This window comes from Variovorax beijingensis (assembly GCF_003951285.1).
GTDB classification, from domain to species: Bacteria; Pseudomonadota; Gammaproteobacteria; order Burkholderiales; family Burkholderiaceae_C; genus Variovorax; species Variovorax beijingensis.
In genome coordinates, this window is record NZ_RXFQ01000005.1 from 329,687 (window position 1) to 353,274 (window position 23,588).

At 68.7% G+C, this 23,588-nt stretch carries 24 protein-coding genes; 19 read left to right on the forward strand and 5 right to left on the reverse strand.

The window, feature by feature from the left end:
- Nucleotides 1–163: 163 nt before the first annotated feature.
- The 4 genes from EJO66_RS10895 to EJO66_RS10910 all read left to right on the forward strand — a co-directional run bounded on the left by EJO66_RS10895 (nucleotide 164) and on the right by EJO66_RS10910 (nucleotide 6,773).
- Complete coding sequence (locus tag EJO66_RS10895) at nucleotides 164–1,450, forward strand: efflux RND transporter periplasmic adaptor subunit (RefSeq protein WP_125965273.1); 1,287 nt, start codon at nucleotides 164–166, stop codon at nucleotides 1,448–1,450.
- Between the two features lie 16 nt (nucleotides 1,451–1,466).
- On the forward strand, nucleotides 1,467–4,631 hold the full coding sequence (locus EJO66_RS10900) for an efflux RND transporter permease subunit (RefSeq protein WP_124958884.1): 3,165 nt from the start codon (nucleotides 1,467–1,469) through the stop codon (nucleotides 4,629–4,631).
- Complete coding sequence (locus EJO66_RS10905; RefSeq protein WP_125965274.1) at nucleotides 4,624–6,048, forward strand: efflux transporter outer membrane subunit; 1,425 nt, start codon at nucleotides 4,624–4,626, stop codon at nucleotides 6,046–6,048. Before EJO66_RS10900 ends, EJO66_RS10905 begins: the two co-directional genes overlap by 8 nt.
- 116 nt (nucleotides 6,049–6,164) lie before the next feature.
- Nucleotides 6,165–6,773 (forward strand): c-type cytochrome, encoded by a 609-nt coding sequence (locus EJO66_RS10910; RefSeq protein ID WP_124958886.1) that lies wholly within the window; start codon nucleotides 6,165–6,167, stop codon nucleotides 6,771–6,773.
- A gap of 66 nt (nucleotides 6,774–6,839) precedes the next feature.
- Here EJO66_RS10910 and EJO66_RS10915 read toward each other — a convergent pair whose 3' ends face one another.
- From EJO66_RS10915 to EJO66_RS10925, 3 genes are read right to left on the reverse strand one after another with little or no spacing between them, the layout of a single operon-like run.
- On the reverse strand, nucleotides 6,840–7,391 hold the full coding sequence (locus EJO66_RS10915; protein ID WP_124958887.1) for a DUF2946 family protein: 552 nt from the start codon (nucleotides 7,389–7,391) through the stop codon (nucleotides 6,840–6,842).
- Nucleotides 7,392–7,396: 5 nt separating this feature from the next.
- On the reverse strand, nucleotides 7,397–8,407 hold the full coding sequence (locus tag EJO66_RS10920) for a YheT family hydrolase (protein WP_124958966.1): 1,011 nt from the start codon (nucleotides 8,405–8,407) through the stop codon (nucleotides 7,397–7,399).
- Between the two features lie 51 nt (nucleotides 8,408–8,458).
- Nucleotides 8,459–8,911, reverse strand: coding sequence for a YybH family protein (locus tag EJO66_RS10925; protein ID WP_124958888.1), 453 nt, complete (start codon nucleotides 8,909–8,911; stop codon nucleotides 8,459–8,461).
- Between the two features lie 218 nt (nucleotides 8,912–9,129).
- On the opposite strand from EJO66_RS10925, the gene rutA reads away from it, so the two are divergent.
- Genes rutA through rutF form a run of 6 tightly spaced genes read left to right on the forward strand, consistent with a single transcriptional unit; the run spans nucleotide 9,130 to nucleotide 13,438 of the window.
- Nucleotides 9,130–10,242: a pyrimidine utilization protein A gene (gene rutA / locus EJO66_RS10930; protein ID WP_125965275.1), complete on the forward strand. Its 1,113-nt coding sequence runs from the start codon at nucleotides 9,130–9,132 to the stop codon at nucleotides 10,240–10,242.
- 14 nt (nucleotides 10,243–10,256) lie between these two features.
- Nucleotides 10,257–11,048: a pyrimidine utilization protein B gene (rutB, locus tag EJO66_RS10935; protein ID WP_125965276.1), complete on the forward strand. Its 792-nt coding sequence runs from the start codon at nucleotides 10,257–10,259 to the stop codon at nucleotides 11,046–11,048.
- A gap of 27 nt (nucleotides 11,049–11,075) precedes the next feature.
- A complete protein-coding gene (rutC, locus tag EJO66_RS10940; protein ID WP_124958891.1) occupies nucleotides 11,076–11,468 on the forward strand; it encodes a pyrimidine utilization protein C in 393 nt (130 codons plus the stop codon).
- 2 nt (nucleotides 11,469–11,470) lie between these two features.
- Nucleotides 11,471–12,271: a pyrimidine utilization protein D gene (gene rutD, locus EJO66_RS10945; protein WP_125965277.1), complete on the forward strand. Its 801-nt coding sequence runs from the start codon at nucleotides 11,471–11,473 to the stop codon at nucleotides 12,269–12,271.
- Nucleotides 12,268–12,867 carry a malonic semialdehyde reductase gene (locus EJO66_RS10950; RefSeq protein WP_125965278.1) on the forward strand — a complete coding sequence of 200 codons (600 nt, stop codon included), beginning with the start codon at nucleotides 12,268–12,270 and terminating at the stop codon, nucleotides 12,865–12,867. The genes rutD and EJO66_RS10950 overlap by 4 nt, the downstream gene beginning before the upstream one ends.
- 28 nt (nucleotides 12,868–12,895) lie before the next feature.
- The gene (gene rutF, locus EJO66_RS10955; protein WP_124958894.1) at nucleotides 12,896–13,438 is read left to right on the forward strand and encodes an NADH-dependent FMN reductase RutF; all 543 of its coding nucleotides are present in this window, start codon (nucleotides 12,896–12,898) and stop codon (nucleotides 13,436–13,438) included.
- Nucleotide 13,439: 1 nt separating this feature from the next.
- Here the strand turns inward: rutF and rutR are convergent, their stop codons facing one another.
- A complete protein-coding gene (gene rutR, locus EJO66_RS10960) occupies nucleotides 13,440–14,162 on the reverse strand; it encodes an HTH-type transcriptional regulator RutR (protein WP_125965279.1) in 723 nt (240 codons plus the stop codon).
- A 195-nt stretch (nucleotides 14,163–14,357) separates the two neighbouring features.
- Here rutR and EJO66_RS10965 point away from each other — a divergent pair, with 195 nt between their 5' ends.
- From EJO66_RS10965 to EJO66_RS10995, 7 genes are all read left to right on the forward strand, one after another.
- Nucleotides 14,358–15,362 carry an isopenicillin N synthase family dioxygenase gene (locus tag EJO66_RS10965; RefSeq protein WP_125965280.1) on the forward strand — a complete coding sequence of 335 codons (1,005 nt, stop codon included), beginning with the start codon at nucleotides 14,358–14,360 and terminating at the stop codon, nucleotides 15,360–15,362.
- A gap of 2 nt (nucleotides 15,363–15,364) precedes the next feature.
- Entirely contained in the window at nucleotides 15,365–15,751 is a 387-nt protein-coding gene (locus EJO66_RS10970) for a VOC family protein (protein WP_124958897.1), read from the forward strand.
- A gap of 70 nt (nucleotides 15,752–15,821) precedes the next feature.
- The gene (locus EJO66_RS10975; RefSeq protein WP_125965281.1) at nucleotides 15,822–16,931 is read left to right on the forward strand and encodes a BMP family ABC transporter substrate-binding protein; all 1,110 of its coding nucleotides are present in this window, start codon (nucleotides 15,822–15,824) and stop codon (nucleotides 16,929–16,931) included.
- Between the two features lie 22 nt (nucleotides 16,932–16,953).
- Complete coding sequence (locus EJO66_RS10980; protein ID WP_125965282.1) at nucleotides 16,954–18,486, forward strand: ABC transporter ATP-binding protein; 1,533 nt, start codon at nucleotides 16,954–16,956, stop codon at nucleotides 18,484–18,486.
- On the forward strand, nucleotides 18,479–19,630 hold the full coding sequence (locus EJO66_RS10985) for an ABC transporter permease (RefSeq protein WP_164547810.1): 1,152 nt from the start codon (nucleotides 18,479–18,481) through the stop codon (nucleotides 19,628–19,630). Before EJO66_RS10980 ends, EJO66_RS10985 begins: the two co-directional genes overlap by 8 nt.
- Nucleotides 19,627–20,559, forward strand: a complete 933-nt coding sequence (locus EJO66_RS10990) for an ABC transporter permease (RefSeq protein ID WP_125965283.1) — start codon at nucleotides 19,627–19,629, stop codon at nucleotides 20,557–20,559. Before EJO66_RS10985 ends, EJO66_RS10990 begins: the two co-directional genes overlap by 4 nt.
- On the forward strand, nucleotides 20,556–21,230 hold the full coding sequence (locus EJO66_RS10995; RefSeq protein WP_124958901.1) for a cysteine hydrolase family protein: 675 nt from the start codon (nucleotides 20,556–20,558) through the stop codon (nucleotides 21,228–21,230). The genes EJO66_RS10990 and EJO66_RS10995 overlap by 4 nt, the downstream gene beginning before the upstream one ends.
- Nucleotides 21,231–21,237: 7 nt before the next feature.
- Here the strand turns inward: EJO66_RS10995 and EJO66_RS11000 are convergent, their stop codons facing one another.
- A complete protein-coding gene (locus EJO66_RS11000) occupies nucleotides 21,238–21,996 on the reverse strand; it encodes a Rossmann-fold NAD(P)-binding domain-containing protein (protein ID WP_125965284.1) in 759 nt (252 codons plus the stop codon).
- A 56-nt stretch (nucleotides 21,997–22,052) separates the two neighbouring features.
- Between EJO66_RS11000 and EJO66_RS11005 the strand changes: the two genes are divergently transcribed.
- Nucleotides 22,053–22,646, forward strand: a complete 594-nt coding sequence (locus tag EJO66_RS11005; RefSeq protein WP_124958968.1) for a LemA family protein — start codon at nucleotides 22,053–22,055, stop codon at nucleotides 22,644–22,646.
- A 12-nt stretch (nucleotides 22,647–22,658) separates the two neighbouring features.
- Entirely contained in the window at nucleotides 22,659–23,588 is a 930-nt protein-coding gene (locus tag EJO66_RS11010) for a TPM domain-containing protein (protein ID WP_125965285.1), read from the forward strand.

Sequence of the window (23,588 nt, forward strand, 5' to 3'; positions counted from 1 at the left end):
AAGCCAAGCCCTTTCCCAGGCGTAGGGCCATTCGACACTGTCACTATACATCCATGAATGTATGTAAACTAGCGGACTTCCCCGATGGCCCGGCTGTTTATGCTGGCTTTCTGTGTTCGCTTCGCGAACGCGCCATCTCCCGTCTTTGCTTCAAAGGATTCGCATGCCTCTCCTGCATGTTTCGCGTCAATCGTCGTTCTCGCCGCGCCTCGCGATCGTGGCCGCTGCTGTGGTGTTGGTGCTCGCGGCCTGTTCCAAGGGCGATGCGCCTGCCGGCCCGGGTGGCGCGGGCGGCGGCGCCCCGCCGGCACCCGAGGTGGGCGTGGTGGTGGCCGCGCCAACCGACGTGGGCCTGGTGACCGAACTGCCGGGCCGGCTCGAGGCCTCGCGCGTGGCGCAGGTTCGCGCCCGCGCCTCGGGCATCCTGCTGAAGCGCGAGTTCCGCGAAGGCAGCGACGTGAAGGCCGGCCAGTTGCTGTTCCGCATCGACCCGGCACCGCTGGTGGCCGCCGCGCAGAACGCGCAGGCCACGCTGGCGCGCGCCGAAGCCAACGCGGTGCAGGCCAAGGCACTGGCCGACCGCTACAAGCCGCTGGTCGAGGCCAACGCGGTGAGCAAGCAGGAATACGCGACGGCCGTGGCCTCGCAAAAGACGGCCGAGGCCGACGTGGCCGCCGGCCGCGCCGCGGTGCAGACGGCCAAGATCAACCTGGGCTACGCCGACGTGACCTCGCCCATTGCCGGCCGCATCGGCCGCGCGCTGGTGACCGAGGGCGCGCTGGTGGGCCAGGGCGACGCGACCGAGCTGGCCGTGGTGCAGCAGATCAACCCGATGTACGTGAACTTCACGCAGTCGGCGTCCGACGTGCTGAAGCTGCGCCGCGCACTGGCGGCCGGCCAGTACAAGCGCGCCAACGGCGAAGAGGCGGCCAGCGTGAACGTGGTGCTGGAAGACGGCACCGACTACGCGCTGCCCGGCAAGCTGCTGTTCTCCGACCTGACGGTGGATTCGACCACCGGCCAGGTCACGCTGCGCGCCGAGGTGCCCAACCCGAAGGGCGAACTGCTGCCGGGCCTGTACGTGCGCGTGCGGCTGGAGCAGGCGCAGGCGACCAACGCGATCACGGTGCCGCAGCAGGCCGTGACGCGCACGCAGCAGGGCGACACGCTGTCGGTGGTGAGCGCCGACGGCAAGATCAGCCAGCGCACGGTGAAGATCAGCGCCGCCAAGGACAACCAGTGGGTGGTGCTCGACGGCCTGAAGGCCGGCGAACAGGTGATGGTCGACGGCTTCCAGAAGCTGCAGATGATGCCGCCCGGCACGCCGGTGAAGGCTGTGCCCTGGAAGAAGCCCGCGCCCAACGGCGCGGCACAACCGGCAGCGCCGGCGGCGTCTGCCGCGGCGGCGCCAGCGAGCGGTCCGGCGCCTGCCACGGCCGAGAAGAAGTAATCAGGAGCGCGCCCGCATGGCCAAATTCTTTATCGACCGACCGATCTTCGCCTGGGTGATCGCGCTGTTCATCCTGGTGGGGGGCAGTGTCGCCATCACCCAGCTGCCGATTTCGCAGTACCCGCCGGTGGCTCCACCGGCCATCGTGATCAACGTCGCCTACCCTGGCGCCTCGGCCCAGACGCTGGAGGACAGCGTGCTGTCCGTGATCGAGCGCGAGATGAACGGCTCGCCAGGCCTGATCTACATGGAATCGGTGGCCCAGGCCGACGGCACGGGCACCATCACCATCAGCTTCGAGGCCGGCACCAACGACGACCTCGCGCAGGTGGACGTGCAGAACCGGCTCTCGCGCGCCACGCCGCGCCTGCCGGCGGCGGTGACGCAGCAGGGCGTGCGCGTGGACAAGTCGCGCGACAACTTCCTGATGTTCGTGATGCTGTCTTCGGACAATCCCGCCTTCGACCCCATTGCGCTCGGCGACTATGCCGCGCGCAACGTGGTGCCGGAACTGCAGCGCGTGGTCGGCGTGGGCCAGGCCCAGCTGTTCGGCTCCGAAAACGCGATGCGCATCTGGATCGATCCGGCCAAGCTGCAGGGCTTCAACCTGTCGGCCACGGACGTGAACAACGCGATCCGCGCGCAGAACGCGCAGGTGTCCTCGGGCACGCTGGGCGACCTGCCCAACATTCCCGGCCAGGCCATTGCGGCCACGGTGGTGGTGAACGGCCAGCTGGCCAACGTGGAGCAGTTCCAGAACATCGTGCTGCGCGCCAACACCGACGGCTCGACCGTGCGGCTGAAGGACGTGGCGCGGGTGGAGCTGGGCGGCCAGTCGTATGCCACCTCGGCGCGTTTGAACGGCGTGCCGGCGGTGGGCATTGGCGTGCAGCCCACGCCCAACGGCAACGCGCTGGAGTCGGCCAAGGCGATCCGCGCCAAGATGACGGAGCTTGCCCGCTTCTTCCCGCAGGGCGTGAAGTGGGACATTCCGTACGACAGCTCGCGCTTCGTGCAGATCTCGATCACCGAAGTGGTCAAGACGCTGCTGGAAGCGGTGGCGCTGGTGTTCGTGGTGATGTTCCTGTTCCTGCAGAACTGGCGCTACACGATCATCCCGACCATCGTGGTGCCGATTGCGCTGTTGGGCACCTTTGCCATGCTGCTTGCAATGGGCTTCTCGATCAACGTGCTGACCATGTTCGGCATGGTGCTGGTGATCGGCATCGTGGTGGACGACGCCATCGTGGTGGTGGAGAACGTCGAGCGCATCATGAGCGAGGAGGGGCTGTCGCCGCTCGAAGCCACGCGCAAGGCCATGAAGCAGATCTCGGGCGCCATCATCGGCGTGACCGTGGTGCTGATCTCGGTGTTTGTGCCGCTGGCGTTCTTCGCGGGCTCCACGGGCAACATCTACCGCCAGTTCTCGGCGGTGATGGTGACCTCGATCGCCTTCTCGGCCTTCATGGCGCTGTCGCTCACGCCCGCGCTGTGCGCCACGCTGCTCAAGCCGGTGGAAGCGGGCCACCACCACGAGAAGACCGGCTTCTTCGGCTGGTTCAACCGCGGCTTCACGCGCACGGCCAAGGGCTATGAAAGCCTGGTCGCACGCATCCTGCGCCGCGCCACGCGCTACCTGATCATCTACGTGGCGATCATCGGCGCGGTGGTGTACACCTACACGCACCTGCCAAGCTCGTTCCTGCCGGCGGAAGACCAGGGCAACATCATCGTGAACGTGCAGCTGCCCCCGGGTGCCACGCAGGAGCGGGCGCTGTCGGTCATGCAGCAGGTCGAGGGCTTCATCCTGAAGCAGCCTGAAGTGCAGAGCATGGTGGGCGTGATGGGCTTCAGCTTCTCGGGCCAGGGGCAGAACGCGGGCCTTGCCTTCGTGACGCTGAAGGACTGGGAAGAGCGCAAGGACCCGGCCCATTCGGCCAGCGCCCTTGCGGGCCGCGCCTTCGGTGCGCTCTCGGGCATTCGCGACGCGTTCATCTACCCGCTGAGCCCGCCGCCCATTCCTGAACTGGGCAATGCGAGCGGCTTCAGCTTCCGGCTGCAGGACCGCTCGGGCGCGGGCCACGAGGCGCTGATCAACGCGCGCAACCAGCTGCTGGGCATGGCCTCGCAGAGCAAGATCCTGTCGCAGGTGCGCCCCGACGGCCTGGAAGACGCGCCGCAGCTGCAGATCGACATCGACCGCGACAAGGCCAGCGCGCTGGGCGTGACCTTCGACGCGATCAATGCCACGCTGTCGACGGGCCTGGGTTCGAGCTACATCAACGACTTTCCGAACCGCGGCCGCCTGCAGCGCGTGGTGGTGCAGGCCGATGCGCCGGCGCGCATGCAGCCCGACGACCTGCTGCGGCTGAACGCCAGCAACACGCAGGGCCAGCCGGTGCCGCTGTCGGCGTTTGCGACCACCAAGTGGGTCAAGGGCGCCACGCAGACGGTGCGCTACAACGGCTACCCGGCCATCCGCATCAGCGGCGACGCCGCCGCGGGCTTCAGCACGGGCGCCGCCATGGCCGAGATGGAAAAGCTCGCCAGCCAATTGCCGCAGGGCTTCGGCTTTGAATGGACGGGCCAGTCGCGCGAAGAAAAGCTCGCGGGCTCGCAGGCGATCATCCTGTACGGCTTTGCGATTCTGGCGGTGTTCCTGTGCCTGGCCGCGCTGTACGAGAGCTGGTCGATCCCGCTGTCGGTGATCCTGGTGGTGCCGCTGGGCGTGCTGGGGGTGCTGCTGGCGACCATGCTGCGCGCCTACTCGAACGACGTGTACTTCCAGGTGGGGCTGATCACCATCATCGGCCTCTCGGCGAAGAACGCGATCCTGATTATCGAGTTTGCGAAGGACCTGCAGGCGCAGGGCAAGGGCATCGTCGAATCGGCGCTGGCCGCGGCCCACCTGCGGTTCCGCCCGATCATCATGACCTCGCTGGCCTTCGGCCTGGGCGTGGTGCCGCTGGTGCTCGCCTCGGGGGCCGGCTCGGCCAGCCAGCGCGCCATCGGCACGGGTGTGCTCGGCGGCATGGTGACGGGCACGGCGCTGGCCGTGATCTTCGTGCCGGTGTTCTTCGTGGTGGTGCGCAGCCTGTTCAAGGGCAGTGCGCGCCAGCATGAAGCCGACAAGCGGCACGCGGAAGCAGCCGGCATCACGGAAGAAAAAGCACATGACTAAGAAACTGATTCCCACAGCCTTGGCCGCGGCAATGCTGCTGGCCGGCTGCTCGCTGATTCCGACCTACGAGCGCCCGGCGGCGCCGGTGCCCACCACCTACCCGGGCGACCCGGCGCAGCCGGCCGGCCAGGCCGCGGCGGCCGTGCCGTGGGAAGACTTCTTCACCGATGCGCGGCTGAACGGGCTGATCCGCACCGCGCTCGCGAACAACCGCGACCTGCGCGTGTCGGTGCTCAACATCGAGCAGGCGCGCGCGCAGTTCCAGATCGAGCGCTCGGCGCTGTTCCCGGCGCTGGGCCTGACGGGCAGCGGCTCGCGCTCGAGCCCCAACCCCTACCAGGCCTTCGACAGCAGCGTGGGCAGCGTGTCGTCGCAGTACAGCGTGAACCTGGGCGTGACGGCCTGGGAGATCGACTTCTTCGGCCGCATCCGCGCGCTGAAGGACCAGGCGCTGGCGCAGTACCTGGCCACCGAGGAATCGCGCAAGGCCGCGCAGGTGAGCCTGATCGCCGCGGTGGCCACCGGCTGGCTCACGCTGATTGCCGACGACGAGCTGCTCGAACTCACGCGCCAGACGCTGGTCACGCGCGAAGAGTCGGTGCGCCTGACCAAGATGCGCTTCGACAACGGCGTGTCGTCCGAGCTCGACTTCCAGGCCGCGAACTCGCTGGCCGAAACCGCGCGCGCCTCGTATGCGCAGCAGCAGCGCACGCGCATGCAGGACGAGAACGCGCTCGCCCTGCTGCTGGGCGCGCCGGTTCCGGCCGACGCCACCGCGGGCGGCATCAAGGGGCTGGACAGCGTCAAGCCGATGCCCGACGTGCCGGCGGGCCTGCCCTCCGACCTGCTGGCCGAGCGGCCCGACATCCGCGCCGCCGAGCAGCAGCTGATTGCGGCCAACGCCAACATCGGCGCGGCGCGCGCCAACTTCTTCCCGCGCGTCTCGCTCACCACCACGCTGGGCACCGCGAGCAGCGAGTTCTCGGGCCTGTTCGACAGCGGCTCCAAGGCCTGGTCGTTCGCGCCGTCGGTCACGCTGCCGATCTTCGATGCGGGCCGCAACCGGGCCACGCTCGACTCGGCCAAGGCGGGGCGCGAGATTGCCGTGGCCCAGTACGAGAAGTCGATCCAGACCGCGTTCCGCGAAGTGGCCGACGCCCTGGCCGGCCGCGCCACGCTGGGCGAGCAGGTGCGCGCGCAGCGCGCGCAGGCCGATGCCGAGGCGGTGCGCTTCAGGCTCTCGGACATGCGCTACCGCAACGGCATTGCCAGCGCGCTCGACCTGCTCGATGCGCAGCGCTCGCTGTACACGGCGCAGCAATCGGCGGTCACCACGCGGCTCCTGCAACTGCAGAACCAGGTCACGCTCTACAAGACCTTGGGCGGCGGCTGGGCCACGCAAGGCAGCAAGGGCTGAGGCTTTCGCGCGACGGACTCGAAGAGGCCTTCCGTCCTTTGGGCGGAGGGCCTCTCTATAATCGCCGGTTGATTCGAAAAAGCCCCCCGACGAGCCCCCGTTAATTGAGGACGCCAATGAGCGCAGACCCGCATTACCAGGCCAAAGAAGAAGCCCACACCGGCCCGATCAAGAACCCGAAGCAACTGCTGCTCGCGGTATTTTTTTCCTTCGTTGCACCCATCCTGATCATCGTGGGCCTTGTGGCCTATGTGGTTTCGGACAACAAGCCCGCGGGCACGGCCGAGGGCGACAGCATGGCGCTGTACGGCGTGTCGCAGGACACGCGCGACCGCGAAGTGGCCGAGCGGCTCAAGAAGGTCGGCACCATCGAGATCCGCGATGCCAACCGTCCGCTGGCAGCCGGCGATGCCGTCTTCAAGGCGCAGTGCGCGGCCTGCCACGCGCCGCCCGGCATTCCCGGCGCCCCGCACCTGAACGACGCGGCAGCCTGGGGCCCGCGCATCGGCCAGGGCTACGAAACGCTGCTCGACCATGCGCTGCATGGCAAGGGCGCGATGCCGGCCCAGGGCGGCGGCGACTTCGAAGACCTCGAAATCGGCCGTGCCGTGGTCTACCTGGCCAATGCCGGCGGCGCCAAGTTCCCGGTGCCCGAGCGTCCCGCGGCGGCTGCGGCTCCTGCCGATGGCGCGGCTTCGGCACCCGCAGCGGCTGCAAGCAAGTAACGGGGCTCAGCCCTGAAGAGAAAGCCGGCTTCGAGCCGGCTTTTTCATGTCCGCTGCAAGCTGCAGCTACTCTTTTGATAGCACGACGAGCCGGCGCGCCGAAGGGCTCAGCACATGGCCGAAGCGCTGCGGCAGATCGGCCGCGTGCACCGGCTCGGGGGTCCACAGGCCCTGCTCCACCGCGTTGGCGGCAAGGCCCACGTCCTGCGTATGGACCAGCCCGAGCCCGAGGGGCGCCGCCAGGAAGAGGCGGCCCTGTTCGTCGAGCAGGCAGGCCGAGATGGCGCCCGCCGCCTGCCCGGTATGGGCCGTGGCGGCAAAGCCCGCGCCATCGGCAATGCGCCAGACGAAGGGCGCGGCCTCGAGTTCGACGTACACGCGCTGGGGGCCGTTCTGGAAGAACCACTGGCCTTCTTCGTCGTGGTCGTAGTTGCGCTGGATGAAGTCGATCAGCTTCTCGTGCCGCAGCATCGAGCCCTTGGCCGCGGGAAAGGCGCCTTCGGCCTGCGTGCGGTCGTCGCGCATGTACCAGTTGCCGCGCGCGTCCAGGCCGAGCCAGCCGTAGCAGTGCGGCACGTTGGGCCACTTGGCGAGCGCCTGTTTGACGATGTCGTCCATGGAAGCTATTTTGCGCGCGCCTGCGGCGGATTGGATGGTGCAAACCCGGCCAGCCAGCCGCCCACGCGCTCGGGCATGTCACGCACATGGCCGGGCGGCAGCCCGAGCGGAAAGCCCACGTGGCCGCCATGCGCGGGCTGCCACAGCGTGACGTGCGGACCGACCTCGCCGGGGCCGGGCAGGCTCCATGCCGGAATGAACGGATCGTTGAGCGCATTCACCACCAGCGTGGGCACGCGGATCGCGCTCAGGTGCGGCTTGGACGAGCCCCGCGTCCAGTAGTCGTCGGTGTTGCGAAAGCCGTGCAGCGGCGCGGTGAACACGTCGTCGAAGGCGTAGAGATCCTGCGCCGCGAGCAGCCGCTCGCGGTCGAACAGGCCGGGAAACTGCGCCAGCTTGGCCAGTGCCTTGGGCTTCATGGTCGCCAGGAACATGCGCGTGTAGACCAGCCGGTTGAAGCCGCGGCCAATGGCCGCGCCGCCGGCCGCCAGGTCGAGCGGCGCAGACACCGAAGCCACCGCATTCACCCAGTCGCGGGCCGTGTCGCCGGCCTCGCAGGCCCAGCGCAGCAGCGCATTGCCGCCGAGCGAGACGCCCACGGCCAGCACCGGGCCGCCGCCGCGCTGTGCATGCTGGTCGCGCATGCGCTGCAGGATCCAGCCGATCTCCTCGTAGTCGCCCGAGTGGTAGGCGCGCGGCGCCAGGTTCATCTCGCCGCTGCAGCCGCGGAAATGCGGCACCGCATACGCCATGCCCTGCGCGGCGGCAAAGGCCGCGAAGGCTTCCGCATAGTGGCTGCGCGACGATCCCTCCAGCCCGTGGAACAGCACCAGCAGCGGCTGCGGGCCGGGCAGGGACGCATCGACGAAGTCGACGTCGATGAAGTCGCCGTCGGGCGCGGTCCAGCGCTCGCGGCGGTAGGCGGGCGCGGGCCCCTCGAAGCGGCGGGCGTAGAGCGCCGGCCAGATGGTCTGCAGGTTGCCGCCGGGCAGCCAGCGCGGCGCCATGTAGCCCATGGCCGCATGCAGGGAGGATGAAGGCGAGGCGTCGGCGGGCATCGCGTCGCCTCAGTGCAGGGTCTGGGGCAGCTCGTTCACGTCGCTGGGCTCGCGCGCGCTGCCGGGGCTCGCGTGGTGCGCCACCAGGCGCCATCCTTCGACGGTCTTGTGATAGACGTTGGTGGCCAGCACGAAGGCATGCTTGGGCCCTTCGGCGGTGAGCACCTCGATGCGCTCGAGCACGTTGTGCACCGCGCTTGCCAATGATTCGATCTTGCGCACGCGCGCCGGCGTGGCATGGATGGCGCCGTTGCTGAACATCTGCTCGAAGGCCGCGCGGATCGCGGTGGCGCCCACCAGCCGGGGGCCGCCGGGATGCACGCAGAACACCTCGTCCTCGTCGGCCCAGCACGCCATCAGGGCATCGATGTCGCCGCGCTGCAGCGCCTCGTAGAAGGCGGCTTCGATGTCGTCGGCAGTGCCGCCGATGGCCGCGGCGGCGCGGAGTGGGGTCTTGGGCATGGCGTGATTTTGCCGCGCGATCCATGACGCGGGGGCTGCACCGCTTTGGCCCTGCGGCGCACCGCGTTGCCGCAGCGCGGGCGGTTCGTCCGCTCCACTTTGGACCAAATGGTCAAAACACAACATCCGAAAACACTCAAGCCGTTGATTTCAAAAGGATTTTTCAATTGGCACGGGCCATGCATAGGGCTTTGCAAACCCGCAACAGGAGCTTCTGCATGAACGTTGGCATCTTCATTCCCATCGGCAACAACGGCTGGCTGCTCTCCGAGAATGCGCCGCAGTACAAGCCCAGTTTCGAGCTCAACAAGGAGATCACGCTGGCGGCCGAGCGCTACGGCGTGGACTTTGTGCTTTCGATGATCAAGCTGCGCGGCTTCGGCGGCAAGACCGAGTTCTGGGACCACAACCTCGAATCGTTCACGCTGATGGCCGGGCTCGCGGCGGTGACCACGAAGATCAAGCTCTTTGCCACCGCCGCCTCGCTGGTGATGCCGCCGGCCATCGTCGCGCGCATGGCATCGACCATCGACTCCATCTCCAACGGCCGCTTCGGCCTGAACCTCGTCACCGGCTGGCAGCGGCCCGAGTATTCGCAGATGGGCATGTGGCCCGGCGACCAGTTCTTCGGCACGCGCTACCAGTACCTCTCCGAATACATCCAGGTGCTGCGCGAGCTCTGGGGCAGCGGCCGGTCGGACTTCAAGGGCGCGCATTTCCAGATGGACGACTGCCGCCTGAGCCCCCGGCCGCAGGCCGACATGAAGGTGATCTGCGCGGGCCAGAGCGATGCGGGCATGGACTTCTCCGCAAAGTACGCCGACTACAACTTCTGCTTCGGCAAGGGCGTGAACACGCCCAAGGCCTTTGCGCCCGCGGCCGAGAAGCTGATCGAGGCCACGCGCAAGACCGGCCGCCACGTCACCACCTACGTGCTGGTGATGGTGATTGCCGACGAAACCGACGAAGCCGCGCGCGCCAAGTGGGAGCACTACAAGGCCGGCGCCGACCACGAGGCCATCGCCTGGCTGGGCCAGCAGGGCGCGGCCGACACCAGGTCGGGCGCCGACACCAACGTGCGCCAGATGGCCGACCCGACCTCGGCCGTCAACATCAACATGGGCACGCTGGTCGGCTCCTACGCCACCGTCGCGCGCCTGCTCGACGAGATGGCCGAGGTGCCGGGCACCGAGGGCGTGCTGCTGACCTTCGACGACTTCGTGCAGGGCGTCGCGGCCTTCGGCGAACGCATCCAGCCGCTGATGAAAAGCCGCGCGCATGTGCGCAGCCCCGTGCCGTCGCAGGCCGAACCCGAGCGCCTTGCGGCCTGAAAGGAACGACGCGCATGACCACGCCTGCACGCAACACCACGCTCACCTCGACCACGCCGGTCGGCGCGCCGCGCCTGCCCGGCGCCCCGGCACCGCGGGTGCTGCCCGCGCGGCCCGAACCGCTCGCGCTGCATGCCACCGACTCGGCCCTGATCGTGGTCGACATGCAGAACGCCTATGCGTCGATCGGCGGCTATGTCGATTCGGCCGGCTTCGACATTTCCGGCGCGCAGGGCACCATTGCCAACATCGCGCGCACCATCGCGGCGGCGCGCGCAGCCGGCATGCTGGTGGTGTTCCTGCAGAACGGCTGGGACGCCGCCTACGTCGAAGCCGGCGGGCCGGGCTCGCCCAACTGGCACAAGTCGAACGCGCTCAAGACGATGCGCGCGAAGCCCGAGCTGCAGGGCAAGTTCCTCGCCAAGGGCGGCTGGGACTACGAGCTCATCGCCGAGATGAAGCCGCAGCCCGGCGACATCGTGGTGCCCAAGACGCGCTACAGCGGCTTCTTCAACAGCACGCTCGACAGCACGCTGCGCGCGCGCGGCATCCGCCACCTGGTGTTCACCGGCATCGCGACCAACGTGTGCGTGGAGTCGACCTTGCGCGATGCCTTCCACCTCGAATACTTCGCCGTGATGCTGGAAGACGCGACGCACGAGCTTGGCGGCGCGGCCATCCAGAAGGCGTCGGTCTACAACGTCGAGACCTTCTTCGGCTGGGTCTCCACGGTGGACCAGTTCTGCGCCACCTTTGCGCCGGAGCCTGTCGCCCAGCCTGTTCCGGCCGAACCGGCCATTGCCTGATTGATTTTTTCAAAGGAGCCCACCCCCATGCCCAAGCAAGCCATCATCCCGGCCGGAACCACCACGCCGATCGCTCCCTTCGTGCCCGGCACCATGGCCGACGGCGTCGTCTACGTGTCGGGCACGCTGCCCTTCGACAAGGACAACAACGTGGTCCACGTGGGCGACGCCTCCGCGCAGACGCGCCACGTGCTCGAGACGATCCAGAACGTGATCAAGACGGCCGGCGGCACCATGGACGACGTGACCTTCAACATGATCATGATCAAGGACTGGGCCGACTACGCGAAGGTCAATGCGGTGTACGCCGAGTTCTTTCCGGGCACCAAGCCCGCGCGCTACTGCATCCAGTGCGGCCTGGTGAAGCCCGATGCGCTGGTCGAGATCGCCTCGATCGCCCACGTCGGCAACAAGGCCTGAGCATGCCGCTGCACTACGAAGTGCATGGGCCGGCCGATGGCGAGGCGGTGCTGCTGTCGTCGGGCCTGGGCGGGTCGGCCGCCTTCTGGCAACCGCAGCTCGGCGCGCTGGTCGAAGCGGGCCATCGCGTGATCGCGTACGACCAGCGCGGAACGGGCCGCAGCCCCGCCGCGCTGAACGCGGGCTACGCCATCGCCGACATGGCGCGCGACGTGGTGCAGATTCTCGACGCCACAGCCACGCCGCGCTGCCACCTGGTGGGCCATGCGCTGGGCGGGCTCGTGGGCCTGCAGCTGGCGCTCGACGAACCGGCGCGCGTGGCCAGCCTGGTGCTGGTCAATGCGTGGTCGAAGCCCAATGCGCATTCGGCGCGCTGCTTCGATGCGCGGCTCGCGCTGCTCGACGCCTGCGGCCCGCGCGCGTACGTGGAAGCGCAGCCGATCTTCCTGTACCCCGCGGCCTGGTGCGCGGAACATGCGCAGCGCGTGGCCGACGAGGTCGACCATGCGTTTGCGCACTTCCCCGGAGAAGCGAACATGCGCGCGCGCATCGATGCGCTGCGCGCCTTCGACATCGACGCGCGCCTTGGCGCCATCACCGCGCCCACGCTGGTGGCCGCCGCCATGGACGACGCCCTGGTGCCGTGGACCTGCTCGCAGCACCTGGCCGACGGCCTCAAGGACGTGACGCTCCACTTCATGCCGCATGGCGGCCACGCGCACAGCGTGACCGAGGCCGGCGCCTTCAACCGCAGCCTGCTCGACTTTCTCGCCCGGGTCAGCGCACCCGGCGTTCCCGCATGACCATGATGAAACCTGCTCTCGACGACGCCGCACTGGCCCTTCTTTTTACCGAGGCGCGCAGCCACAACGGCTGGACCGCCGAGCCCGTCACCGACGCGCAGATCCGCCAGGTCTATGCGCTGGCCTGCATGGGCCCGACCTCGGCCAACTGCTCGCCCGCGCGCTTCGTGTTCGTTCGCACGCCCGAAGGCAAGCAGCGCCTCGCGCCGGCGCTTTCCAAGGGCAACCTCGACAAGACCATGGCGGCCCCCGTCACGGTGATTGCGGCGTGGGACCGCAGGTTCTACGACAAGCTGCCCGCGCTGTTCCCGCATGCCGACGCGCGCAGCTGGTTCACCGGCAGCCCCGAGGCCGCGCACGAAACCGCCTTTCGCAACGCCAGCCTGCAGGCGGCCTACCTGCTGCTCGCCGCGCGCGCGGTGGGGCTGGACGCCGGGCCGATGTCGGGCTTCGACAAGGCGAAGGTCGACGCCGCCTTTTTCGAGGGCACCGACTGGAGCGCCAACTTCCTGATCAACCTCGGCCATGGCGATCCGGCCAAGGTGTTCGGCCGCCTGCCGCGGCTCGCCTTCGACGAAGCCTGCGTCCTGGCCTGAAGCCACCGTCACGGAAATTATTCTTCTCATGCTGCTGAACGCAATGGCCTCCAACCACGTCATGCCGAGCGGCGCGCCGCCCGCGCTGCCCAAGGCCGACTACCGCAACGCCATGGCGCGGCTGGGCGCGGCGGTCAACATCATCACCACCGATGGCCCCGCGGGCCGCGCCGGCTTCACCGCCTCGGCCGTGTGCAGCGTGACCGACGAGCCGCCGATGCTGCTGGTGTGCCTGAACCGTTCGGCCTCGGTGTACCCCGCGTTCACGGCCAACGGCGTGCTCTGCGTGAATGTGCTGGCCGCGGGCCACCAGGCGCTCTCGGGCCTGTTCGGCGGCAAGACGCCGATGGACGAGCGCTTTGCCGCGGGCCGCTGGAGCCGCAAGGCCACGGGCTCGCCGGTGCTCGAAGATGCCGCGGCCTCGTTCGACTGCCGCGTGGTGCAGGCCACGAGTGCGGGTACGCACGACGTGCTGTTCTGCGAAGCGCTGGCGATTGCGATGGGGGGGGCGGCGCAGAGCTTGATCTATTTCGATCGGCGGTATCACGAGATCGCGGCGCCGCCGCACTGACTCAGCGAACGGTGATGCCCTGCAGCACGATGCGCTGCACGTTCTCCACCGTCTGCTCGAAGAAGGCCGGATCCTCCAGCGTATGCCCCGTCAGCGCCTGCACCTGCACGCCGAAATCCGCATAGTGCTGCGTGACGGCCCAGAGCGTGAAGATCAGGTGGTGCGGATCGACCGGTGCGAGCTTGCCGGCTGCGATCCATGAGCGGATGACCTCCGACTTGCGCTCCACCAGCGCGCGCAGCTCGCGGTCGAGCTCGTCGCGCAAAAGCGGCGCGCCCTGGATCATCTCGAGGCAGAACAGGCGCGATGCATCGGGCCGGTCGCGCGAGACCACGAGCTTGCGGCGGATGTAGCCGCCGATGGCTTCGGACGGGTCCTGCTCGGGGCTGAAGCCGCGCAGCGGCTCGAGCCACAGCGCGAGCAGGTCGCGCAGTACGTTGACGTACAGCTCCTCCTTGTTCGCAAAGTAGTAGAGCAGGTTGCTCTTGGACACATCGGCGCGCGCCGCCACCTGGTCGATGGACGTGCCATGCAAGCCGAAGCGCGAGAACAGGCCCAGCGCGGCGCCGAGGATGGCGCTGCGCTTGTCCTCGATCTGGCGCAGCCTGCGGCTCACCGCGGACGCGCTGCGCACGGCGGGTTTCGCGCGCTTGCGCGCCGGGCTCTTCACCGGGATCTTCTTCTTTGCGCTGCTGGCTGCGGCCAGCGCCTTGGTCTTCGGCATCTTCCCTCGCTTCATCGATTGCTGGTTCTTTCAACGCGCACCACTGTAAGGCCGCGGTGCATCGCGTTGCGCCAGCGCGGCCTTCGCGCGCCGCCGGCACGCACCATGCTGACGCGGCCAACGCGTTTTGTCCATTTGGTCCAACTGGCACAGACGTTGCATGGCGAAAGGCATGCCAAGCACGAGGACCGACACATGACCACCCTGCTGTCCGTACCCATCATCGATCTCGCGCCCTACTTCGCCGGCACGGCCGAAGGCAAGGCGCAGGTTGCGGCCAAGGTCGACGAGGCCTGCCGCAGCATCGGCTTTCTCGTCATCACCAACCACGGCATTCCGGCCGAGCTGATCGCGCGCGTGTCGCGGCTCTCGCGCCAGTTCTTCGACATGCCGCTGGCCGAGAAACGCAAGGTCGACCGTCCGCGCGAAGACGCGGTGCGCGGCTACAGCGCGGTCGGCGAAGAGGGGCTTTCGTACAGCCTGGAAGAGGCCGCGCCCGGCGACCTGAAGGAATCGTTTTCCGTCGGCCCCTCCAACGTGCCGGACGACGACTACCACCGCGGCCCTGCCGCCGGCCCGCACTTCGAGCCCAACAGCTGGCCGCCGATCGACGGCTTCCGCGAGGCCTATGAAAGCTACTTCGAGGCCATGAGCGATCTCTCGCGTTCGCTGATGCGCATCTTCGCGCTCGGCCTTGCGCTGCCCGAGACCTTCTTCGACGACAAGATCGACAGGCACATCAGCATGTTCCGCGTGCTGAGCTATCCGCCGCAGCGCGAAGCGCCGCTGCCGGGCCAGCTGCGCGCGGGCGCGCACAGCGACTACGGCAGCCTCACCATCGTGCTGCCCGACGACAAGGGCCTGCAGGTGTTCAACAAGGCGGGCCAGTGGGTCGACGTGCCGCAGGTGGAAGGCGGCCTGGTGGTCAACATTGCCGACCTGATGATGCAGTGGACCAACGACCAGTGGGTGTCGACGCTGCACCGCGTGGTCAACCCGCCGTTCGAGGTGGCCAGCACCAACCGCCGCCAGTCGCTGGTGTTCTTTCACCAGCCCAACTACGACGCGATGGTCGAGTGCCTGCCGAGTTGCCTGGCACCGGGCGAGCAGCCGAAGTACGCACCCATTTCTTCGGGCGACCATCTCACGTCGAAGTTCGTCAAGCAGACGACCTTCGGCGGCACCAAGGCCGTGGCTTGAGCATGGCCCATCTCTCCTACGTCAACGTCTTCGCGAAGGACGTGGTCGCGCTCAGCGGCTTCTATCAGCGCGTGTTCGGCTTCCCAGAGATCGAGGCCATTCGATCTCCGATCTTTCGCGGACTCGACACCGGCAAGTCGAGCCTGGGCTTCAACGCGCTCGATGCCTACGAGCTGCTGCACCTGGCCGAGTTTTCCGACGCGCGCGGCGTGAAGTTCTTGCTGAACATCGATGTCGACAGCAAGGACGACGTCGACCGCATGGTGCCCGTCGCACTCGAGGCCGGCGCCACGCTGGTGAAGCCGCCCTACGTCACCTACTACAACTGGTACCAGTCGGTGCTGCTCGACCCCGAGGGCAATGTGTTTCGCATCAACTTCATGATGTGACGCACGCCGCGCGCCCTTCCCTCTTCGTCCTTCCCTCCCCCTCGACACGCTTCCCACGAAAGGTTGCTCCATGCTGCTGCGCATTCCCACCCACGGCTTCGCCTTCGGCCTTGCATCGGCGCTCGCGGCCGGCGGCGCGCTGTTCACGCTGCCCGCCGTGGCCGCCGACGGCTTCACGCTCAAGGACAAGCCGAAGATCGCCATGCTCTACTTCGGCCCGAAGAACGACGGCGGCTGGACGCAGGCCTTCGACGAGGCGCGCGTGAAGATCGAGAAGGAGATCGGCCAGAAGATCCAGTTCGTCGAGAACGTGCCCGAAGACGCATCGGCCATCAAGCCCGCGGCCGAGAAGTTCATCCAGCGCGGCGCCAACATCGTGATCGGCACCGCCTTCGGATACTCCGACAGCTTCAAGGACCTGGCCGCCAAGTACCCCGGCGTGGCCTTTCTCAACGGCTCGGGCACCACCAACGGCAGCAACCTCGAATCCTTCTACGGCCGCACCTACGAGAGCCAGTACCTCTGCGGCATGGCCGCGGGCGCGGCGTCGAAGACCGGCAAGCTCGGCTTCGTCGCGGCCAACCCCTTCGGCGTGGTGAACTGGACCATCAACGCCTTCGCGCTCGGTGCGCAGAAGATGAACCCCAACGCCACGGTCAACGTGATCTACACCGGCGCCTGGAACGACCCGGTGAAGGAACGCGCCGCCGCGGCCGCGCTGATCGACCAGGGCGCCGACGTGATCGGCCAGCACGTCGACTCGCCCACGCCGCAGATCGTGGCGCAGGAGCGCGGCGTGTACGGCACCGGCCACCACCGCGACCTGCGCCAGTTCGCGCCCAAGGCCACGCTGTGCTCGTCGGTGTGGGTGTGGGACCGCTTCCTGACGCCCGAGCTCAAGAAGATCATGGCCGGCAACTGGAAGCCCGGCCAGTACGGCGCCTTCATCGAGATGAAGGACGGCGGCACCGACATCGCGGGCTTCGGCCCCGCGGTGCCCAAGGACAAGGCCGCGCAGATCACGGCCGAGCGCGACGCCATCATGAAGGGCAAGCAGGTCTACGCCGGCCCGCTCGCCGACCGCGACGGCAAGGAGCGCGTGGCCAAGGGCGCAGTGCTGTCGGATGCCGACCTCTGGAAGATGGACTGGTTCGTCAAGGGCGTGGTGACGCAGAAGTAGGAAAAGAAAGAAGGCAACGCCAATGCCCAACGCGCTCGAGCTCACCGGCATCCGCAAGTCCTTCGACGGCTTTGCGGCACTGACCGACGCGCACTTTGAAGCGCGCTGGGGCGAAGTGCATGCGCTGCTGGGCGAGAACGGCGCGGGCAAGTCGTCGCTGATGAACATCGCGGCCGGGCTCTATGCGCCGGAGGCGGGCCAGCTGCGGGTCGACGACAACCTGGTGCGCTTCGCCGGACCGCGCGATGCGGCCAGGCACCGCATCGGCATGGTCCACCAGCATTTCAAGCTGGTGCGGCCGTTCACGGTGGCGCAGAACATCCTGCTCACCGCGCCGGCGCCGGCCGAGTTCCAGAGCCACGGGGAGCGCCTGCGCGAGATCTCGCGCGACATCCGCAACAAGGCCTCGGAGCTGGGCTTCGAGATCGACCCGGCCAGGCGCATCGACACGCTCTCGATCGCCGAGCAGCAGCGCGTCGAGATCCTCAAGGTGCTGCTGGCGGGTGCGCGCATCCTGATTCTCGACGAGCCCACCGCGGTGCTCACCGACCAGGAAGCCACGCGCCTGCTGCAGACGGTGCAGGGCCTCGCGCGCGGCGGCTCTGCCGTGGTGCTGGTCACGCACAAGATGGCCGACGTGAAGACCTATGCCGACCGCGTGACGGTGATGCGCGGCGGCCGCACGGTGGCCACGCTGGAGCCGGGCGCCACTTCGGTGGCCGAGCTCGTGAAGCTCACGGTGGGCGAATCGATTGCCACGCAGGGTTTCCAGGCGGCGAAGTCGCCGCGCGGCCCGGTGCGGCTCACGGTGCGCGGCCTGCGCTCGGCGGCATCGCCCGAGGGCCGCCGCGTGCTCGACGGCGTCGAGCTCGAACTGCATGCGGGCGAGATCTACGGCCTGGCCGGTGTCGGCGGCAACGGGCAGGGCGAGCTGGCCGGCGCCATCATGGGCCTGCCGGATGCCGGCGGACCGCTCGAAGGCGAGATCCATCTGAGCGGCCACGGCGACCTCAAGGCCATGGGTGCACCAGAGCGCCGCAACGTGGGCATTGCCGCGATTCCGGCCGACCGCTACGGGCTCGCGCTGGCCGGTGGCCTTTCGGTGGCCGAGAACTACGCCATCGGCCGCGTGCACACGGGCCGCTACGGCCCTGCCTGGCATCTGCGGCGCGGCCGCATCCAGGACGACACGCAGCAAGCGGTTCGCGCCTTCGACGTGCAGGGCGTGCGCTCGGTGGCGCAGAAGGCCGCGCTGCTGTCCGGCGGCAATGCGCAGAAGCTGGTGCTTGCGCGCGAGTTCGGCAAGGCGCCCTCGCTGGTGCTCGCGCACAGCCCGAGCCGCGGGCTCGACGTGCGCGCGAGCGCCGAGGTGCATGCGCGCCTGCGCGCCGCGCGCGACGGCGGTGCCGCGGTGCTGCTGATCAGCGAGGACCTCGACGAGGTGCTGCAGCTGGCCGACCGCGTGGGCGTGATGACGCGCGGGCGCATTGCCGGCGAATTCGCGCAGCCCGCCGACCGGCAGGCCATCGGACAGGCGATGGTGGACCATGGTTGACGCCACGCTCGCGGCCATCGCGCAGCCGGCGCAGACCGATCCGGATGCCGCGCAACGGGCGCGGCGCCAGCCGCTGGCGCGCCGGCGCTATGCGCTGGAGATCCGCCAGCACATGGGATGGCGGCGGCAGGCGCTGATCCTTGCGGCGGCGCTCCTTGCAGGCCTTGCGATCTCCGCAGCCATCCTGGTGGCGGCCGGCGTTCCCGCGGACGAGCTCGCCAACGAGTTCGTGATGCAGACCTTCTTCGACGGCCAGAACTTTCGCGCCGTGCTGTTCCAGGCCGCACCCATGATCCTCGTGGGCCTGGCCGGCTCGCTGGCGTTTCGCGCGCGCTTCTGGAACCTGGGGCTCGAGGGCCAGATGATCTGGGGCGCCATCGGCGCGACGGCCGTCTCGATGTGGCAGATCGGGCCCGAGCCGCTGCGCCTGCCGCTGATGTTCGCGGCCGCCATCGGCTGCGGGCTGCTCTGGGTGCTGGGGCCGGCGTGGCTGAAGATCAGGCTCGGCGTGAACGAGATCATTTCCACGCTGATGCTCAACTACATGGCGGCCAACTTCCTGCTGCACCTGGTCTATGGCAGCTGGAAGGATCCGAAGGACAACTTCCCCTATTCGCCGCAGTTCCGCGCCTTCGAGCGGCTGCCCGAACTGGGCGCCGGCGTGAGCAGCGCCATCGTGCTCGCGGCCGTGGTGGCGCTCCTCGCATGGTGGCTGGTGGGCCTGAGCCGCGCCGGGCTGTACCTGCGCTTCGTCGACGCCAATCCGCGCGTGGCGCATGCCAATGGCGTGCCGGTGCGCCGCACCATCTACGGCGCCGTGCTCCTCTCAGGCGCGATGGCCGGGCTCGCGGGCCTGGCGGTGGCCTCCGGGCAGGAAGGGCGGCTCACGCAGGCGTTCTACCAGGGGTACGGCTTCTCGGGCATCCTGATTGCCTTTCTTGCGCGCAACAACCCGCTCGCGGCCACCGTGGTGGCGCTGCTGGTGGCGGCGCTGTTCGTCACCGGCCGCAGCCTGCAGGTGTTCTACCAGGTGCCGTTCTCGATGGTGCAGCTGATCCAGGCCATCATCGTGGTGTGCGTGGCGTCCAGCGATTTCTTCATCCGCCATCGGCTGCGCCGCGTGGGTGCGGAGACAGTGCAATGAGCGGAAGCATTGTTCTCAACTGGCTCGCGAGCACGCCCGACTTCGCGGTGCCCTATGCGTTCGCGGCGCTGGGCCTGATCATCAGCGAGCGCGCGGGCGTGCTGTCGCTCGGCGCCGAAGGCCTGATGCTCGTGGGTGCGCTCGCGGGCATCGGCGCGCAGATCGCCATGGGGCAGCCGGCCGTGTCGCTGGTGCTGGCGATGCTCGCGGCCAGCGCGGTGTCGCTGCTGTTCGCGGTAATGGTGATCTGGCTGCGCGTGAACCAGGTGATCGCGGGGCTCGCGCTGGTGTTCTTCTGCCAGGGCCTCACGGCGCTGGTCGGCTCGCTGGCCGAATGGACCAACCATGCCACCGCAGGCATCGGCGCGATGGCGCTGTGGCCGCTGTCGCTCCTGCCCGGCGCCGGCCGGTTGTTCGAGCAGAACGCGATGGTGTGGCTCACGCTGCCGATCTTCCTCGCGGTGGCGTGGTTTCTCTCGCGCACCTCGGCCGGGCTGCGGCTGCGCGCGGTGGGCGAGAACCCGCAGGCGGCCGATGCGGCCGGCATCCGCGTCACCGTGTGGCGGCTGGCCGCGGTGCTCGCGGGCTCGGCGCTGGTGGGGCTGGCGGGCGCCTACATCTCGGTGGTCAGCACCAAGCTGTGGATCGCGGGCATGACCGGCGGGCGCGGCTGGATCGCGGTGGGGCTGGTGATCTTCGCGCGCTGGTCGCCGTGGAAGGCGCTCGTGGGCGCGCTGCTGTTCGGCTGCATCGAGGCGCTGATCCCGCAGCTCGCGGCGGCCGGCGTGCAGCTGCCGCAGTACTTCGTGATGATGACGCCCTATGCGGTGACGCTCGGGGTGATGGTGTGGGTCGCGCTCTCGCGGCGCGGCGCCGACGAAGAGCCCGGTGCGCTGGGCCAACCCTACGTGCGGGAAGAGCGCCGATGAAGGCCTGGGTCTACAACGAGGAGCGCGAGCTCGACGCGGCGCAGTTCGCCGACTACCTGGACCCGGCCACCACCGCGGTCGTGTCCATCGACATGCACCGGGGCCACCTGGACGACAGCCCCGACTGCCCCTGCCCCGCCCCGCGGGCGCGCGACGTGGTGGCGCCCATCGACAGCTTCCACGACGCGGTGCGCGCGCTGGGCGTGCGCATCGTGCACATCCGGTCGGTGCTGCGGCCCGGCGGCGTGGACGACGTCCACGGCATTCCGTCCGCATGGCGCCGCACTTTTCCGCTGCATGTGGGCGCGATTCCGAATGCCGACGCGCACGCCATCGAAGGCTCGAAGTGGACCGAGTGGGTCACGCGCGTGGCGCCCGGCGACATGCGCGTGGACAGCAAGCGGCGCCTCTCGGCCTTCTATCCGACCGACCTGGACTTCCTGCTGCGCAACCAGCGCATCGAGACGGTGGTGCTCAACGGCGGCTTCACCGATTGCTGCGTGCTCAACACGGCCTTCGACGCCAGCAACCGCAACTACCGCGTGATCGTGCTGCGCGACCTGGTGCGCGGCACCGATGCGCACCTGGAAGGCGCGGCGCTCGCGATGGTGTCGCTGCACCTGGGGCTGGTCATGGACTCGGCCGAACTGCTGCGCCAGTGGCGCGGCTGAAGGCCCGTCAGCCTGGAAGCCCCAGCCAGCGGCGGGCCACGGCCTGCATGTCGCCCTGCGCGGACTCCCACACCAGCTCGGGCGCCGCCACGTGCACGCCCGGCGGCGCAATGCGCAGCGCCAGGTCGACCAGCTCGGCCACCTTCGACGCGCGCACCGGCTGCTCGCTGCTCGGCACCATGAAGCGCACGATCGAGAGCATCCAGGCCGCGAGCCTTTCGGCGGGGTTGGCAAACTTCGCATGGAGCGGCTTGCGCGCCGAACGCACGAGGATCACGCGGTCGAAGCCGTTGGCGACCATGGCCTGCTCGTCGAGGCTCGCGAGGCCGCGCTTGAGCGCCTCGGGCAGCTTGCCCTGGTCGTGCGGCTGCACGATGGCCAGCGTTTGCACGCCGCAGGCGCGCAGCCAGCGCGCGAGCTCGGGCAGGTCCGAAGGCTGCGGCACCCAGAGCGCGCGTTCGCGGTCGTGGTAGAGCCGCGGCGGGTCGAAGGCGATGACGGCGCTGTCGGCCGAGGTGAGCGGCCATTGCGCGATCGGCAGGCCGGGGCTCAGGTAGGTTTCGACGCCGCGCAGCCCGTCGCGGATCGGCTCGCGCGCCAGCACGCGCGCATGGGCGAAGCGGTGGCTGCCCGCGAGCCGGCGCAGCAGCTCCTGGCCCAGGGCGCCGGTCGCGCCGGCCATCAGCAGCGTGCCGGCGCCCGCCGCCGCAGCGGGCATCACTGCGCGGTTCGCGCCCCGCAGGGCATGGAGAGGATCGAGGGCCATGGAGCCTTCTATGCTAACTTCGGCTTCCTTCTGCGGAGGTAATGCAAATGACGATGATGAAACGCTGGCTCCTGATTCTTGCGGCCGCCCTGTCCCTGAGCGGCTGCGGCTACAACCAGTTCCAGTCGCTCGACGAGGCCAGCAAGTCGGCCTGGAGCGAGGTGCTCAACCAGTACCAGCGGCGCTCCGACCTGGTGCCCAACATCGTGGCCACCGTGAAGGGCGAAGCCAGCTTCGAGCAGGACACGCTCACCAAGGTGATCGAGGCGCGCGCCAAGGCCACCTCCATCCAGGTCTCGCCCGAGACGCTCAACAACCCCGAGACCTTCAACAAGTTCCAGCAGGCGCAGGGCGAGCTGTCGAGCGCGCTGTCGCGGCTGATGGTGACGGTCGAGCGCTATCCGGAGCTCAAGGCCAACCAGGCCTTCCGCGACCTGCGCGTGACGCTCGAAGGCACCGAGAACCGCATCACCGTGGCGCGCAACCGCTACATCCAGACGGTGCAGGAATACAACGTGCTGGCGCGCAGCTTCCCGACCAACATCACGGCCAAGATCTTCAGCTACGAGCCCAAGCCCAACTTCTCGGTGCAGAACGAAGCGCAGATCTCGACGCCGCCGACGGTCGATTTCAGTGCGCCTAAAAAGTAAGACACCCTCCTGATGGCCCTTGCCCTGATCCGCCGCGCGCTGGCCACCGTCCTGCTGGCTGCGGCCGCGTGGGGCGGGCTTGCGGCAGCGGCATGGGCGCAGGGCCTGCTGCCGGTGCCGGCGCTCACGGCGCGGGTGATCGACCAGACGCAGACGCTGGCCGAATCCGAGCGCGCCGATCTCGAAGCCAAGCTGGCCGCGTTCGAGCAGCGCAAGGGCTCGCAGATGGTGGTGCTGATGGTGCCCACCACCGAGCCCGAGGACATTGCGAGCTACGCCAACCGCGTGGGCAACGCCTGGAAGATCGGGCGCAAGGAGGTCGGCGACGGCATCCTGGTGATCGTGGCCAAGAACGATCGCAAGATGCGCATCGAAGTGGCCAAGGCGCTCGAGGGCGCGGTGCCCGACCTCGCGGCCATCCGCATCATCGACGAGGAGATGAAGCCGCGCTTTCGCAACAACGACTTCGCGGGCGGGCTGAACGCGGCCGTGGCCCGGCTCATCGGGCTGGTCGACGGCGAGGCGCTGCCCGCGCCTTCCAGCGGCGGCGACAGCAAGGATTCCAGCGAAGGCATCGACTGGGAGAACCTCGCGATCTTCCTGTTCATCGGCGTCTTCGTCGCAGCGCCGATCGTGCGCTCGATCGTCGGCAAGAAGCTGGGCTCGGTGGTCATGGGCGGCGGCATCGGCGTGATTGCCTTCCTCATCACGACCAGCATCGTCATCGCGGTGCTGGCGGGCATGGCGGCGCTCATGGTGTCGCTGTTCTCGGCCGTGGCCGCGACGAGCCCGGGGCGGCGCGGCGGTGGTGGTGGCGGATTCGGCGGCTGGGGCGGCGGCGGTGGCGGTGGCTGGAGCAGTGGCGGCAGCAGCGGAGGCGGTGGCTTCAGCTCTGGCGGCGGCGGCGATTTCGGGGGCGGCGGCGCCTCGGGGGACTGGTAG

Bases quoted from the DNA above. Each gene is read 5' to 3' on its own strand.
- EJO66_RS10950 (WP_125965278.1), top strand. From the start codon at position 12,268: ATGACCATGATGAAACCTGCTCTCGACGACGCCGCACTGGCCCTTCTT.
- EJO66_RS10990 (WP_125965283.1), top strand. From the start codon at position 19,627: ATGAGCGGAAGCATTGTTCTCAACTGGCTCGCGAGCACGCCCGACTTC.
- EJO66_RS10920 (WP_124958966.1), bottom strand. From the start codon at position 8,407: ATGGGCTACATGGCGCCGCGCTGGCTGCCCGGCGGCAACCTGCAGACC.
- EJO66_RS10985 (WP_164547810.1), top strand. From the start codon at position 18,479: ATGGTTGACGCCACGCTCGCGGCCATCGCGCAGCCGGCGCAGACCGAT.
- rutC (WP_124958891.1), top strand. From the start codon at position 11,076: ATGCCCAAGCAAGCCATCATCCCGGCCGGAACCACCACGCCGATCGCT.
- rutD (WP_125965277.1), top strand. From the start codon at position 11,471: ATGCCGCTGCACTACGAAGTGCATGGGCCGGCCGATGGCGAGGCGGTG.
- EJO66_RS10965 (WP_125965280.1), top strand. From the start codon at position 14,358: ATGACCACCCTGCTGTCCGTACCCATCATCGATCTCGCGCCCTACTTC.
- EJO66_RS10910 (WP_124958886.1), top strand. From the start codon at position 6,165: ATGAGCGCAGACCCGCATTACCAGGCCAAAGAAGAAGCCCACACCGGC.
- EJO66_RS11000 (WP_125965284.1), bottom strand. From the start codon at position 21,996: ATGGCCCTCGATCCTCTCCATGCCCTGCGGGGCGCGAACCGCGCAGTG.
- EJO66_RS11005 (WP_124958968.1), top strand. From the start codon at position 22,053: ATGAAACGCTGGCTCCTGATTCTTGCGGCCGCCCTGTCCCTGAGCGGC.
- EJO66_RS10975 (WP_125965281.1), top strand. From the start codon at position 15,822: ATGCTGCTGCGCATTCCCACCCACGGCTTCGCCTTCGGCCTTGCATCG.
- EJO66_RS10980 (WP_125965282.1), top strand. From the start codon at position 16,954: ATGCCCAACGCGCTCGAGCTCACCGGCATCCGCAAGTCCTTCGACGGC.
- EJO66_RS10900 (WP_124958884.1), top strand. From the start codon at position 1,467: ATGGCCAAATTCTTTATCGACCGACCGATCTTCGCCTGGGTGATCGCG.
- EJO66_RS10970 (WP_124958897.1), top strand. From the start codon at position 15,365: ATGGCCCATCTCTCCTACGTCAACGTCTTCGCGAAGGACGTGGTCGCG.
- EJO66_RS10925 (WP_124958888.1), bottom strand. From the start codon at position 8,911: ATGCCCAAGACCCCACTCCGCGCCGCCGCGGCCATCGGCGGCACTGCC.
- EJO66_RS10905 (WP_125965274.1), top strand. From the start codon at position 4,624: ATGACTAAGAAACTGATTCCCACAGCCTTGGCCGCGGCAATGCTGCTG.
- EJO66_RS10915 (WP_124958887.1), bottom strand. From the start codon at position 7,391: ATGGACGACATCGTCAAACAGGCGCTCGCCAAGTGGCCCAACGTGCCG.
- rutB (WP_125965276.1), top strand. From the start codon at position 10,257: ATGACCACGCCTGCACGCAACACCACGCTCACCTCGACCACGCCGGTC.
- rutR (WP_125965279.1), bottom strand. From the start codon at position 14,162: ATGCCGAAGACCAAGGCGCTGGCCGCAGCCAGCAGCGCAAAGAAGAAG.
- rutA (WP_125965275.1), top strand. From the start codon at position 9,130: ATGAACGTTGGCATCTTCATTCCCATCGGCAACAACGGCTGGCTGCTC.
- EJO66_RS10995 (WP_124958901.1), top strand. From the start codon at position 20,556: ATGAAGGCCTGGGTCTACAACGAGGAGCGCGAGCTCGACGCGGCGCAG.
- rutF (WP_124958894.1), top strand. From the start codon at position 12,896: ATGCTGCTGAACGCAATGGCCTCCAACCACGTCATGCCGAGCGGCGCG.
- EJO66_RS11010 (WP_125965285.1), top strand. From the start codon at position 22,659: ATGGCCCTTGCCCTGATCCGCCGCGCGCTGGCCACCGTCCTGCTGGCT.
- EJO66_RS10895 (WP_125965273.1), top strand. From the start codon at position 164: ATGCCTCTCCTGCATGTTTCGCGTCAATCGTCGTTCTCGCCGCGCCTC.